Genomic DNA, 13,639 nt, shown 5'->3' with positions numbered 1-13,639 from the left:
TTGGACTTTGGACTTTGGAGAATAGTGTGCTTAGATCACATATCAATGTGTAATTTAAGTATGAGCACTCAATATTTACGCTATACGTCGCATGCTAATTTGACTGAAGTGTTGTTTGGAAGTGAGATTATTATAATTGAGACAAGAAATTAAACACTAGGCATAAAAAAACCCAAGTAAATACCTGGGTTAGAGTTACAAAAACCACTAATCATTAATAGCGTAAGGAACCTGATTAGTAGCCAGCTATGCGTAACCTGAGGGTTATTTTTATTACTGATCGGCGGCCAAACCAAATGATGTAATAAAAATGCCAATATAGAGCGACCTAACGGTCGCTCTTTTTCTTTCTTATAGAGTACAGCTTATCCTTTTACACCACCTGCCGTCAAACCGCCAACTAACCAACGTTGAGCAAGTAAGAACACGATAGTAATCGGAAGTGCTGATAGTACAGCCGCTGCCGCAAAGTCACCCCATAGGTAGTTCTGAGGGTATAGGTACTGCTGCATACCTACTGCTAGCGTGTAAGAGTTCACATCTGTAAGTAGGATAGACGCTACTGGCACCTCACCCACTGTCGCGATGAAAGATAGGATAAACACAACCGCTAGGATTGGCACAGACAGCGGTAGTAGAACCAGTCTGAATGCTTGCCAAGGCGTTGCACCATCAAGGGCTGCTGCCTCTTCCAGAGAGTTATCAATCGTCTCAAAGTAACCCTTAATCGTCCATACGTGCAGTGCAATACCACCTAGGTAAGAGAAGATTAGACCACCGTGTGTGTTCAAGCCTAAGAACGGAATGTATTGACCAAGTTTGTCAAACAGCGCGTAGATTGCTACTAGAGCCAATACTGCTGGGAACATTTGGAAAATCATCATCGCTTTCAGGATTGTGTTCTTACCTTTAAAGCGCATACGAGCAAACGCGTAAGCCGATGTCGTAGACAGTGTCACAATCAGAATCGATGTGATACCTGCAACCTTCACTGAGTTCCATAACCAAGTTAGCACAGGGAACGGAGGTGACGTTACCGAGCCATCTGCGTTCGTTACTGACATACCCAATGCTAACTTCCAGTGTTCCAATGATGGGTTATCTGGAATCAAACTACCGGTTGCGAAGTTACCTTCACGGAACGAGATCGCGATGATCATCAGTAGTGGGAAGATAATCATTGCCAAGAAGCACCACAACACTGCATGCGTTGCCCACACTCGGTATTTAAGGCCTTTACCTTGTACCATAGCCATTGTCGTGCTCCTTAATCTTGAGACAGTTTAGTGAAACGAAGGTTTAGTAACGCTAGTGCACCAACCAATAGGAAGATAAGCGTTGCGATAGCACTTGCTAGACCGAAGTCTTGACCGCCGCCGCCTTCGAATGCAATTCGGTACGTGTAGCTTACAAGCAAGTCTGTGTAACCCGCTGGCTCAGAAGTACCAATCATGTTCGGGCCACCGTTCGTCAATAGTTGAATCATTACGAAGTTGTTGAAGTTAAAGGCAAACGCTGCAATCAATAGCGGTGTAAGCGGTTTAATCATCAATGGGAACGTAATGCGCTTGAAGTTATCAAGGAAGTTCGCACCATCGATTGCTGACGCTTCGTATAAATCATCAGGAATCGCTTTAAGCAGACCCATACATAGAATCATCATGTAAGGGAAACCTAGCCATGTGTTAACCATCAACACCATGGTTTTCGCTAAGATAGGGTCTGAGAACCAGTTCGGGCTTAAGCCGAAGATATTCTCGAGCACCATGTTGATCTCACCAAAGCTTTGGTTGAATAGACCCTTAAAGATAAGAATCGAGATAAACGCGGGTACGGCGTAAGGCAGAATCAGTAGAACACGATAAATAGAACGACCTTTCAACTCTTCCCATTGCACGATGTTAGCCAATACAAGGCCGATAACTAGCGTGAACGCTACGGTACATACCGAGAAGATAACCGTCCAAATAAAGATGCTGATAAACGGTTCTTTAATGCCGTCATCTTTCCATACACGCTCAAAGTTATGCGTACCAATGCTAACCACGAAACCTGGAGAGATGGTATTACCCGTAAACTCACCATTTGCATCAACAGGCTGGTAGAAACCCACATCCATATTTGGCTTGAGAACTTCACCCGTTTCATTGTTGATTAACGTTTCTTCATCGTCTTGTAGCGTGTAAAGCGGAGCAACAGAAGCAAACTTACGTAAGCCACTCATGCGGATGTCACCACCGTCAGGTAGATTGAAATCAACACCACTGATTGCTGCTCGGTTTTGAATGATCGCTTTGATCTTCTCTTTTTCACCTTGCGCAGACTCAATAACAGATAGGTCCATCTCTGTTTCTGTCATATTGTCTAGAGAAAATACGTCAGTCGCTAACAGTTGAACGCCATCTTTTACAACGATCTGGTGACCGTCATCTGTCTTGTACAAAGTAAATGGGTAGCTCTCACCGCTTTGGAAAGAACGGTCTAAAAGAACGGTTTGAGTGCGCTCTAGAGAAAGTTGGTTTTTCGCGCTGTAGTTAGTAAACGCAAGCCCTACGGTGTATGCCAATGGGAAAAGAATGAACAAGATCATTCCGGCAATACCTGGGTAAATATAACGGTGGGCGTAAGTTTTTTTACTACCAAAAATGTAAAGTGCCAAAGCCGTTAAGATCACTGTAAGCAGCGCAAAAGCGAGCTCACCGCGAGAATACATTAGAATTGTAGCGTAGCCGTTTATTAAGCCAACGCTACCAAGCAACCCCCATTTAATGAAGACGCTTTTACTGCCTGGAAGGCTTGATGGTGCTGGGATAGCATCTGTACCTTGAACTGACTGCATAGAGGAACCTGCTAGCGATATAGATAAAAAATAGAAAAGTAAGGAGAGGTTACCCTCTCCTTAAAAGGTAGTGCCTGGGTGTTACTTAACCATACGACCTTCAGCAGCTTTTAGTGCTTGGTCTACTGATTGACGGCCGTCAACTACGTTGCCGATCGCTTCTTCCATGCTGTACCAGAATGTTGTGAACTGAGGGATGTTAGGCATGATTTCACCGTTCATCGCGTTGTCCATTGTTGCTGCAATACGAGTATCGCTGTCTAGTTGACGTTGGAAAGAGTTAAGAGCAACAGCGCCTAGTGGCTTGTCGTCGTTCAGGCTCTTCATACCTTCATCTGTTAGTAGGTAGTTTTCCATGAACTCAACAGCTAGATCGCGGTTTGGAGACGCAGTGCTGATACCACCCGCCCATACACCAACGAAAGGTTTAGACGCTTTACCGTTGAACTTAGGTAGTGTTGTTACGCCGTAGTCTACGCCAGCTTTCTTGATGTTTTCCCAACCCCAAGGGCCGTTGATTGTCATTGCAACGTTACCTGCAACGAATTCAGACTCAGCTACTGAGTAATCCATGTCTGCAGAGATAACTTTGTCTTGTACCATCTTCTCGATGAAACCTAGAGACTTCTGAACACCGTCAGTCGCTACGCCCGCATCTTTAATGTCGTAACCTTCTGCAGTCTGTTTGAATGCGTAACCGCCGTCAGCTGCAAGTAAAGGCCATGTGAAGTAAGCGCCGCCACGTAGAGGCCACATGATTGCTTTCTTGCCGTCTTTTTTAAGTTCAGCATCAAGTGCTGGGATTTCTTCCCAAGACTTAGGTGGGTTAGGAACAAGCGCTTTGTTATAAATTAGCGAAACTGACTCAACAGCAACAGGGTATGCGATTGTTTTACCTTCGTATGAAACAGCGTCCCATGCGAAGTCTACGATACCTTCTTTAGTTTCTTTAGAAGGTTTGATATCAACAAGAAGTCCCGCTTCTGCATAGCCGCCAAAACGGTCATGTGCGTAGAAGATCATGTCTGGGCCATCGCCAGCTGCTGCTACTTGAGGGAATTTCTCTTCTAGCTTGTCAGGGAAAGCGACGGTTACTTTAACACCAGTATCTTCTTCGAAGCGTTTACCTACTTCAGCCATGCCTTCATAAGCTTTGTCACCACCTACCCAGATTGTTAGTTGTCCTTCTTCGATAGCAGCATTTGCACCAAAAGAACCCAGAGCAACTATTGTACCTAGAGCTACAGCGCTTAGAGCGTTTTTCATGTGAATATCCTTTTTATATTTATACGTAGGGCACATCTACCAAGACGAGCCAGTTTTCGGAGGTTATGATCTGAGAAAACAGACCCTAGCTCATCATCCTAGCCACTACGCCCTAGCTATTATGGCTTAAATTCGTGATCGCCATCCGGTCAGATTAGAGACTGCAATCACAAAACGTATACTCATCGTGATCAACATCACCGTTACGTGGTGGATTTATTTGAACTGGATCGCCAATTATTAATAACCCCATTTATCTACTCCTCCCCTCCTACTCCCCCTAGTTAATTTTCCATTAGGAGGATGTACCCTTACGCCAATTCACCGAAACTGCATTCATCCAAGAGTGGATAGTAAGAACCCTTTACCGGCAAGTGTTATGCGTTGACGCATTATTCATTTAGTTGGCTTCACTGCCCGCTGGTGTCTTATATTAGCATCGAGCTAAATCTGTGATTGAATCACGGGGGAGGTTTAGCTGGATGTGGGGGAAATGGGCATCAGTTTGGCTATGACGGGTGGGCTTGGTTAAAGAAGCCAAGTCTCACCCACTTTTTTCTTACTCACTCAATACTTACCAATTCCTACAGTTACTGCTGACCCAAAAATTTCTTATAATGATAAGCAGTAAAACTTAAAATTTGATCGATCGAGGACAAGCTAGATGGCGAGTGTCACGTTAAAAAACGTTTATAAATCATATGGTGATGTACAGATTTCTAAGGACGTAACCTTAGACATCAACGAAGGTGAATTCGTAGTATTCGTTGGACCATCAGGTTGTGGTAAATCGACGCTATTACGTTGTATCGCAGGTCTAGAAGACATTACGTCTGGTGATTTGTACATTGGCGACCAACGCATGAATGACGTTGAACCGTCAAAGCGTGGCGTAGGTATGGTATTCCAGTCTTATGCGCTTTACCCTCACCTTAACCTATACGACAACATGTCTTTCGGTCTTAAGCTAGCAAACGCAAATAAAGCTGAGATCGACAAACGCGTTGAACATGCTGCAGAAATCCTTCAGCTTGGTCACCTTCTTGAGCGCCAACCTAAAGCGCTTTCTGGTGGTCAACGTCAACGTGTTGCGATTGGTCGTACTCTGGTTTCTCAACCAAACGTATTCCTACTTGATGAGCCTTTATCAAACCTAGATGCCGCGCTACGTGTTCAAATGCGTTCGCAAATCACCAAGCTACAGCGTCAACTGGGTTGTACCATGATCTACGTTACCCACGACCAAGTGGAAGCGATGACAATGGCGGATAAGATCGTTGTTCTGGATGGTGGTTATGTATCTCAAGTCGGTAAGCCGCTTGACCTTTACCACTACCCTCAAAACCGTTTCGTTGCTGGCTTTATTGGCTCACCGAAGATGAACTTCATGTCGGTACACATTGAACAAGCTGAAGCAGAACGCGTATTGGTACAACTTTCTAATGGCATGACTTTCTGGATCCCTGTTGATGGTACGACTGTCAATGCTGGCGATCGTATGTCTCTGGGTATTCGCCCTGAACACTTGATGTCTGCTGAATCAGGTGACGCGACGATTGAAGCTGACGTGATGATGGTAGAGAAACTAGGTAACGAAACTCAGGTTTACCTAAACCTTGAAAGTGCCGATGCTGATGTTATCTATCGCCAGCCAGACACGTTGAAAATCGAATCAGGTGACAAGTTGGCGATTGGTATTCCAGCGCACCGTTGTCACCTGTTCCACAGCGATGGCCGCGCATGTCGTCGTTTGTACAAAGAATACGGCACAGACTAATCGCTTAGCCTTTTAGGATATAACTTGCCCATATCGAATCCCTCTTACTCAGTAAGGGGGATTTTTTTATGTGCTGGATATTTTTATGTGTTGGATACGAGTTTCACTTACATTGAATAGTTCATGAGTCAGCCACTCGGTCTTTCGCTAGCGGCAATAAAAAAGGTCTAGCAAGCGCTAGACCTTTATCTGTTAGTTAGGCTATGAACCCAACCGCTAATATCACTTCTTTCAGACATGAAACCTGTCTAAATCAACTTAGTGAATTGGCGTATCATTCTGTTTGTTGAACTGGCCAAAATGCTTCTCTAACACTTCAGGAGTCAGTTTGCCTTCCGCTTCTAGTCGCTTGAACTCAGCAACAATTGCTTTTTGCTCTTCAAGTGATGGCAGTTTCACCTCAGGCTCATCGCCCATCTCTTGAGTCATCTGCTCTAGTTCTTTTTCAAAATCGCTCATGATACTTACCTAAATATTAAACCTAACCAGATTTTACTCATTTACGCCCTATGATGCTAGGGCGATTGAGTGCAAAGCCCGAAACCAGATCAAGCTAAAGGCAGTTAGAGGCAAATTAGCGCACTAATAAAAAGAGCCGGATTCACGATGAAATGACCCCAGCTCTTCGTCTATATCCCTTTCTAAGTCATGTTACAGCTTGAAAGAATTAAAGCTTAAATAAACCAACCATCTTATCTAGACGAGACGATAGATCACGAAGCTCTTGGCTCGCTTCAGCAAGTTGCTCAGCCGTGCTCGTTGTCACTTCGTTGATTGCGTTAATCTCTTCAATGTTCTGGTTGATGGTGTGAACTACGGTTGATTGCTCTTCCGTTGCCGTTGCCACTTGAGTGTTACGGTCTGTGATATCAACGATACGGTCTGAAATGCCACTCAGCACGTCTACCGCTTCATCCGAAGCCGATACACCTTCAAGGGTAATCACCTTACCCGCACTCATTGCCGTTACCGCATCTTTAGCATCGCTTTGCAGTTGGTTGATCATCTTCTGAATCTCTTCCGTTGAATCTGCAGTACGGCTTGCTAGGTTACGTACTTCATCTGCTACGACAGCAAAACCGCGACCTTGTTCACCGGCACGTGCGGCTTCAATCGCAGCGTTCAGTGCAAGTAAGTTAGTTTGCTCTGAAATATCACGGATAACACCCAGAATAGAGCCGATGTCTTGAGTTGTAGAAGCCAGTTGCTCTACTACCTGACCTGTGCTTTCAATATCTTGCGCCAAACGACTGATCGCGTCTTTTGCTTTGTTCACCACAGAGCGGCCTACTTCCGTATTGCCTGAAGCTTGAGTTGCCGTTTCTGCTGCGGTTGCCGCGTTCGATGCAATCTCGCTGATGGTCATACCCATTTGGTTAATGGCAGCCACCACTTGAAGCGTTTGGTCGCGCTGTTCTTGGCTGTTGTCGTGGGTGATGTGGGCTTTGTTAGAAACACTCTCTGCCGCCACTTGAAGCGCTTGGCTTGTCGAACACACCTCTTTCATCGACTCGTGAATCTTTTCAATGAATCCGTTGAAGCCTTTTGAAAGCTGTGCAATTTCATCGTTGCCTTTCACTTCGATACGCTGTGCAAGGTCACCGTCGCCTTCACCTAAGTCGCCGAAACGCTTAGCCAAAAGCTTGATCGGTTGAGTAATGCTGTTCGCCAGAACTACGCCCATTAGGATAAAGACTAACGCCACAACCGCAGTCATGATCAGCATCTTCTGCGCAGTCGCATCAAGCTCAGCAAACACTTCACCGGTTGGTACCACACCAATAACGAACCAGTCCATTGAAGACACATACAAGCTCGCCACGAACAGCTCTTGGCCTTGGCTTTCTGTAGTAATCAGGTTGAAGCCCGACTTGTTCAGTAGTTGGCTTGCTTGAGGACCGTAAAGTTGTTGAAGTGAAGAGTCACTGCGAGAACGCTCGCGATGAATTTGAACATCACCTTGGCTATCGGTTAAGAAGACAAAACCGGTATTTTCAATCTTGAAACCGTTCAGCAGGTTAACCATGTCATCCATCGACTTTGATAGACCAGACATCGCCAAACCAGAAGGCTGTTGGTAGTTAGCAAACATCTTCACTTCGCCATTGGCTTCTTGGAACATGCTCACCATGGTCGGCTGTCCAGATTGCGTAAAGCCAAAGAACCAACCATCTTGCTGTTGGTTTAACTGACGTAGGAAGCCATTTTGGTTCCAGTAGTAAGCAGTTTGACGGTTCGCCACTGAGGCATCGTTCAACTGATACTGGTTACGAACATTGTTCAGCTGTTTCACCAGTTTATTTTCTAGTGCGGGATCGCGATCGGTCGATTCGATAGCATCAGAAATAAATTCATTTGAAGCAATTTGCTCCGCCGCTAGTAATAGCTGAGAGACTTCTCGGTCAATTTCACCATTGATTCGCTCTAGCATTCCTGGAAGTTCAATATCGATCAATCGATGACTTAATACATCTCTTGCTTGTTGTTGTGCCATTGCGCCGACAATCACTGTCGATGCAAGAACCGCAAAGGTAATTCCAAGTACAACTTTTTGCTTGATACTCAGAGAGTTAGTTTTAAACATATTTGGACCTTTAAAAAGAATCGCTCGTTATTGGTATACCCTGAACAGGACTTTTTTAGTGCACTCCAACAAGCAATGCACAATCTGAGTGATGTATCGGCCACAACCAATAAAACTAGAGACTTTCTTCTCAAAAAACTGCAAATATGATGTAACAATTAGAAATATTCACCTTGAGCATGAATTAACTAAGCAAATACCGCATTGTCGAGAGTCAATTTTAGTTCTCACCCCCTGAGACCCAACCGAACTCAAACCACTCCCCACCGCCGAGCTTTTGTATATAAAAACCAATTGATATAGTAATAATCACAACCTAACGATTTTTTTAGCTAACCACTTGTAAATATTTCCAATTTTGAAAAAATAAATTACGCAAATGTACTGGAACTTTTTCCTCGAAATCAGTGACCAATACTCAAAATAAAAATCAAATGGATACCCAGAGAGTCCAAAATGCACAAAACAAATTTCGAAGTCCTTCAAAACTATCTAGAGTCTCAAATCATTGGTCAAAAAGAGCTCGTTAAGCAACTGATGATCGCCCTTTTAGCGGATGGTCATATCCTCGTTGAAGGACCTCCCGGCTTAGCAAAAACTCGCGCAGTAAAATCATTGGCTGATTGTGTTGAGGGTCACTTCCACCGCATTCAATTCACTCCCGATCTGTTACCTGCTGATTTGACGGGTACCGACATCTTCCGTCCTGAGACTGGGGAGTTCACTTTCCAATCAGGCCCGATTTTCAACTCGCTGATTCTAGCGGATGAGATCAACCGAGCTCCGGCGAAAGTTCAAGCGGCAATGCTGGAAGCAATGGCAGAGAAACAAGTAACTGCCGGTCGAAAAACCTACGCGCTGCCTGAGTTGTTCTTGGTAATGGCAACACAGAACCCAATTGAACAAGAAGGGACTTACCCGCTACCGGAAGCTCAGTTAGACCGATTCTTGCTTCACCTAGAGGTTGAATACCCAGATATGGAAAGCGAGCTTGAGATCTTACGACTCAACCGTGGTGAGGCTCAAGGTAACGAATCAGCTCAGCCACAACAGATATCTCAGCAAACGATCTTTGAAGCGCGCCAAGAAGTGCTCAACATTCACATGGCAGACACCATTGAGCAGTACATCATCAGACTGGTTATGGCGACTCGCCAACCTAAGCAATACAGTGACCAACTTGATCAATGGTTAGACATGGGTGTCAGCCCGCGTGCAACCATTGCGTTAGACCGTTGTGCCCGCGCTCACGCTTGGCTTGCAGGACGAGATTACGTCACTCCACAAGACGTTCAAGCGATGGCATTCCCTGTGTTACGCCACCGTCTACTGCGCAGCTACCACGCACAAGCTGAAGGTGTCACCGCAAACCAAGTGATCGCACACCTTATTTCATTGGTTGGCAGCGCATAGGGATACGCGCATGAATAATCAACTACCCAACCATAGTGACGGTGTCACGTTAAACCTGGACGAACTTCTGCAATACAAAGCGCAGTCTGTTCGCTGGTTGCCTCCCGCCAAGAGCCTTTGGTCACAGCTTAACGGCCAACACGAGAGCAACCGTAAAGGTCGCGGGATGAATTTCTCTGAAGTTCGTCAATATCAAGCGGGAGATGACATTCGCAGCATTGATTGGCGTGTAACAGCCAGAACGGGCAAAGCGCATACCAAACTTTTCTCTGAAGAACGAGAACAGCCTGTCATTTTATTCTTGGATCTATCAAGCAGTATGATTTTCGGCTCAACCTTGTTGCTGAAATCGGTTCAACTTGCACACTTTGCTAGCCAACTGTGCTGGCTTACTGTGGCTCAAAAAGATCGAATTGGCGCGGTGATCGATACTGGCAAAGAGGTCATTGAGATTAAGCCAAGTGCAAGCAACCATGCTCCACTGCGTATTTTGCAAAAAGTCATAGAAATCAATAATGCAGCGCTGACTCATCACGACAATCATAATGACACAACCTTAGAGCATGGGCTGAAATCTCTGCACCAGCTTTGCCCTAAAGGAAGCGATATTATTATGCTCAGTGATTTTGTGCGCTACCAAGAAAGTGACTACTCACTTATCAGTCAAATTCGGAGGCACAACAGAGTACGTCTGGTGCATTTCTACGATCCGCTAGAGCAGGGTGAAACCGCCTATAAAGGTTCTAAACAGGTCACCGATGGTAGCAAAACTCAATGGTTTAATTTCTCTTCTAATAAAGAAAAGCAAAAGCTTAACCATGCTTTTTCGCTTAAGAAACAGCAGCTGCAACAGATGGGGTTGTCTCTCGCGATACCTTATAGCTCGCTGTCGAGTGCGCAGTCACTCATGAGCCAGATATCAGGAGCTCAGTCATGAAACAGCCCTTAGATTTAAGTCCGGTTATTGCGCCAGATGCACCGACTTGGTGGCCTTTGGCGTGGGGTTGGTGGGCAGTGGTTATCACAGCCATTGCCCTGATTGCTTTGGTGTTTTTCATTGTAAAACGTAGAAAAAACAATCAACAGGCGAAGCAAGAAGCACTGTCTTACTTTAGCAATAGTCAGTCCCAAGATGGCTTGTCTCCGAGCAAAGCACAACGCATCCTTCGTCAAGCAGCACTGAGCTATTTCCCTCGTGAAAAAATTGCAGGTTTGTCTGGTGATGATTGGTTGAAGTTCTTAGATGCGCAATTGGCGAAGCCGTTATTTGTAGCAAAACAATCCCAGTGGCAACAAGCGCTCTATCAAGATGTAGCCCTAATGAACGACGAACAGAAAAAGGCTCAACAGCAATTGGTTAATGATTGCGAAACTTGGCTTCGCAAAGCACTTCCTCCAAAGCGAGGTCGTTATGAGTGATTTTCTAAGCACTATGTTTCTAAGCAGGGACTTGCTAAACATCGAGTTCGTTTGGTGGTGGATGTTCTTCATCGCGCCACTGCCGTTGCTCGTTTACTTGTTCTCACCAAAGTCAGAATCGAGCAATGCCCTAAGGCTTCCATTTCTGCCAGAAGACAGCAATACCAAAACACCGAGCAGTCGCTTACCAAAGGCGTTGTCCGTGATTATCTGGCTTCTGCTGGTTACGGCGAGCGCACGCCCTGTATGGTATGGCGAACCGGTGGAGTTTCAGCCGAAGCATCGTGATTTAATGTTAGTTGTCGACCTCTCCTATTCGATGAGCCAAGAAGACATGCAGTTCAATGGCGAATACATCGACCGCTTGTCGGCGGTGAAACGCGTATTGAGTGACTTTATTGAGCGACGAAAAGGCGACCGAGTTGGACTGGTGTTATTTGCTGATCACGCCTACTTGCAGACCCCGCTTACGCTAGATAGAGATACGCTTTCACAACAGCTCAATCAAGCGGTGTTAAAGCTGATTGGTACTCAAACAGCGATTGGTGATGGTATTGGTCTTGCCACCAAAACCTTTGTCGATAGCGATGCGCCCCAACGTGTAATGATTCTACTCAGCGACGGCAGTAATACCGCCGGGGTATTAGACCCATTAGAAGCGGCGGATATTGCAAAGAAATACGACGCAACGATTTACACCGTGGGTGTCGGTGCAGGCGAGATGATGGTCAAAGAGTTCTTCATGACGCGCAAAGTCAATACTGCTCAAGACTTGGATGAACGTACACTAATAGAAATTGCCAAACGCACCGGCGGTCAGTACTTCCGAGCGCGTGACAGCAAAGAGTTAGCGACGATTTACGACACCATTAACCAGTTAGAGCCCGTGACGAACGCCACTAAGATCTGGCGACCGCAACAAGAGTGGTTTGTATGGCCACTGTCGGCGGCAATGTTCTTCGCATTTATGCTGTTAGCCATTAGGAGAAACAATGTCTAACTTTACTTTTATCTACCCATATTGGTTCTTGGCGCTTGCCGTGCTGCCCGCTATTTGGTGGCTGAGCAAGACACAGTCCAAACAAGGATTACTCGCGTCACACATCGCCCGTTACTTGGCGCCAGAATCAAGCAAGCCATCGAAAAATCGCAGTACTTACTTCGGTATTTGGTGGCTGGTCGGCGTTATTGCGTTAGCTGGGCCAAGCTTCGAGAAAAACGAACAACCAAGCTTTGAAAAAACGCAGGCACGAGTTGTGATCATGGACATGTCGATGTCAATGTATGCCACCGATATTAAGCCGAATCGCTTAACTCAAGCGCGATACAAGGCTCTTGATCTGCTTTCATTATGGAAGGAAGGGCTAACAGGCATGGTGGCGTATGCTGGGGATGCTTACACCATTAGCCCGCTAACGTCAGACATCAACACCATCAAAAACCTAGTGCCTAACCTATCGCCAGATATCATGCCTTATCAAGGTGGTGATGCCGCATCAGCCGTTAAGCTTGCGATTGATATGATGACTCGCGCGAAGATCTACCAAGGTGATTTGGTATTGATTGCTGATGACATCGATGACCAAGAGAAGAAGCAGATCGACTCCCTACTCTCTGGCAACGATTGGACATTGTCGATTCTAGCTGTAGGGAGTGAAAACGGTGCGCCAATCTCGTTACCTACGGGGTCGATGCTGCAAAGCGACTCAGGACAAACCGTGGTGGCAAGAACCAACTTGAAGAACATGCGCGAGCTTACACGCAGCTATGGTGGCACGTTCACTGAAGTTCAATTTGATAACTCAGATGTTGAACACATCGCGAGCTACCTCGACCGCGTTGCAACAACATCGGAAGTAACCAAGACCAAGAACTCACTCAACACCAGAGTGAACAACGGTTTCTGGTTACTGCCTTTGCTATTACTTCCGGCACTTGGATTATTCAGGAAAGGGGTTATTTGGTGTGCCTTAGCTGGAGTTATCTCTTTTAGCCAACCAAATACTGCGTTTGCGAACCCGTGGAAAACCAATGATCAAGTAGGCTATCAGCTGTATCAGGACGAGGACTTCCAACAAGCTGCTGAACAGTTCACCCAACAAGAGTGGAAAGGCATTGCTCAATACAAAGCCGGTGATTTCGAAGCCGCAGAGCAGACGCTGCAAGAGCTTTCTAGTGAAGATGCTCGCTACAACCTTGCTAACGCTCAAGCCCAACAAGGTAAGTACGACCAAGCGATCCAAGAGTATCAACGTATTCTTGAAAGCAACCCTGAACATGCTTATGCGAAGAAGAACCTAGAGATTGTCGAACAGGCTCAGAAGCAACAGCAACAGCAACA

11 protein-coding genes are annotated in these 13,639 nt (G+C 45.7%); 6 read left to right on the top strand and 5 right to left on the bottom strand.

Annotation, left to right across the window (positions count from 1 at the left end):
- Positions 1–365: 365 nt before the first annotated feature.
- The 3 genes from malG to malE all read right to left on the bottom strand — a co-directional run bounded on the left by malG (position 366) and on the right by malE (position 4,105).
- Positions 366–1,256 carry a maltose ABC transporter permease MalG gene (gene malG, locus AB4154_RS19820; RefSeq protein WP_017060050.1) on the bottom strand — a complete coding sequence of 297 codons (891 nt, stop codon included), beginning with the start codon at positions 1,254–1,256 and terminating at the stop codon, positions 366–368.
- Positions 1,257–1,267: 11 nt separating this feature from the next.
- The gene (gene malF, locus AB4154_RS19815; RefSeq protein WP_372123914.1) at positions 1,268–2,839 is read right to left on the bottom strand and encodes a maltose ABC transporter permease MalF; all 1,572 of its coding nucleotides are present in this window, start codon (positions 2,837–2,839) and stop codon (positions 1,268–1,270) included.
- 81 nt (positions 2,840–2,920) lie between these two features.
- The gene (gene malE / locus AB4154_RS19810; RefSeq protein WP_017060048.1) at positions 2,921–4,105 is read right to left on the bottom strand and encodes a maltose/maltodextrin ABC transporter substrate-binding protein MalE; all 1,185 of its coding nucleotides are present in this window, start codon (positions 4,103–4,105) and stop codon (positions 2,921–2,923) included.
- 664 nt (positions 4,106–4,769) lie between these two features.
- On the opposite strand from malE, the gene malK reads away from it, so the two are divergent.
- On the top strand, positions 4,770–5,882 hold the full coding sequence (gene malK / locus AB4154_RS19805; protein WP_017060047.1) for a maltose/maltodextrin ABC transporter ATP-binding protein MalK: 1,113 nt from the start codon (positions 4,770–4,772) through the stop codon (positions 5,880–5,882).
- 258 nt (positions 5,883–6,140) lie between these two features.
- On the opposite strand, the gene AB4154_RS19800 is transcribed toward malK, so the two are convergent.
- Positions 6,141–6,341: a hypothetical protein gene (locus AB4154_RS19800; RefSeq protein ID WP_010431457.1), complete on the bottom strand. Its 201-nt coding sequence runs from the start codon at positions 6,339–6,341 to the stop codon at positions 6,141–6,143.
- 208 nt (positions 6,342–6,549) lie between these two features.
- Positions 6,550–8,466 (bottom strand): methyl-accepting chemotaxis protein, encoded by a 1,917-nt coding sequence (locus tag AB4154_RS19795; RefSeq protein WP_137001445.1) that lies wholly within the window; start codon positions 8,464–8,466, stop codon positions 6,550–6,552.
- Positions 8,467–8,922: 456 nt separating this feature from the next.
- Between AB4154_RS19795 and AB4154_RS19790 the strand changes: the two genes are divergently transcribed.
- The 5 genes from AB4154_RS19790 to AB4154_RS19770 form a co-directional block, all read left to right on the top strand.
- Positions 8,923–9,879 (top strand): MoxR family ATPase, encoded by a 957-nt coding sequence (locus AB4154_RS19790; RefSeq protein ID WP_017064262.1) that lies wholly within the window; start codon positions 8,923–8,925, stop codon positions 9,877–9,879.
- A 10-nt stretch (positions 9,880–9,889) separates the two neighbouring features.
- On the top strand, positions 9,890–10,816 hold the full coding sequence (locus AB4154_RS19785) for a DUF58 domain-containing protein (protein ID WP_136978420.1): 927 nt from the start codon (positions 9,890–9,892) through the stop codon (positions 10,814–10,816).
- Positions 10,813–11,298 (top strand): DUF4381 domain-containing protein, encoded by a 486-nt coding sequence (locus AB4154_RS19780; protein WP_102321289.1) that lies wholly within the window; start codon positions 10,813–10,815, stop codon positions 11,296–11,298. Before AB4154_RS19785 ends, AB4154_RS19780 begins: the two co-directional genes overlap by 4 nt.
- Entirely contained in the window at positions 11,291–12,298 is a 1,008-nt protein-coding gene (locus AB4154_RS19775; protein ID WP_017065686.1) for a VWA domain-containing protein, read from the top strand. The genes AB4154_RS19780 and AB4154_RS19775 overlap by 8 nt, the downstream gene beginning before the upstream one ends.
- The coding region (locus AB4154_RS19770; protein WP_372123912.1) for a VWA domain-containing protein at positions 12,291–13,639 on the top strand (1,349 nt) is incomplete at its 3' end. The genes AB4154_RS19775 and AB4154_RS19770, both read left to right, overlap by 8 nt.

This window comes from Vibrio sp. 10N.286.51.B11 (genome assembly GCF_041469245.1).
In the GTDB taxonomy this organism is placed as follows: domain Bacteria; phylum Pseudomonadota; class Gammaproteobacteria; order Enterobacterales; family Vibrionaceae; genus Vibrio; species Vibrio crassostreae_C.
Note: the sequence above shows the minus strand (reverse complement) of the source record. Positions and strands in the feature narration are given on the sequence as shown.

Excerpts from the sequence above, each read along its gene's own strand:
- AB4154_RS19775 (WP_017065686.1), top strand. The coding sequence starts at position 11,291 with ATGAGTGATTTTCTAAGCACTATGTTTCTAAGCAGGGACTTGCTAAAC.
- malE (WP_017060048.1), bottom strand. The coding sequence starts at position 4,105 with ATGAAAAACGCTCTAAGCGCTGTAGCTCTAGGTACAATAGTTGCTCTG.
- AB4154_RS19790 (WP_017064262.1), top strand. The coding sequence starts at position 8,923 with ATGCACAAAACAAATTTCGAAGTCCTTCAAAACTATCTAGAGTCTCAA.
- AB4154_RS19795 (WP_137001445.1), bottom strand. The coding sequence starts at position 8,466 with ATGTTTAAAACTAACTCTCTGAGTATCAAGCAAAAAGTTGTACTTGGA.
- AB4154_RS19780 (WP_102321289.1), top strand. The coding sequence starts at position 10,813 with ATGAAACAGCCCTTAGATTTAAGTCCGGTTATTGCGCCAGATGCACCG.
- AB4154_RS19800 (WP_010431457.1), bottom strand. The coding sequence starts at position 6,341 with ATGAGCGATTTTGAAAAAGAACTAGAGCAGATGACTCAAGAGATGGGC.
- AB4154_RS19785 (WP_136978420.1), top strand. The coding sequence starts at position 9,890 with ATGAATAATCAACTACCCAACCATAGTGACGGTGTCACGTTAAACCTG.
- malF (WP_372123914.1), bottom strand. The coding sequence starts at position 2,839 with ATGCAGTCAGTTCAAGGTACAGATGCTATCCCAGCACCATCAAGCCTT.
- malK (WP_017060047.1), top strand. The coding sequence starts at position 4,770 with ATGGCGAGTGTCACGTTAAAAAACGTTTATAAATCATATGGTGATGTA.
- malG (WP_017060050.1), bottom strand. The coding sequence starts at position 1,256 with ATGGCTATGGTACAAGGTAAAGGCCTTAAATACCGAGTGTGGGCAACG.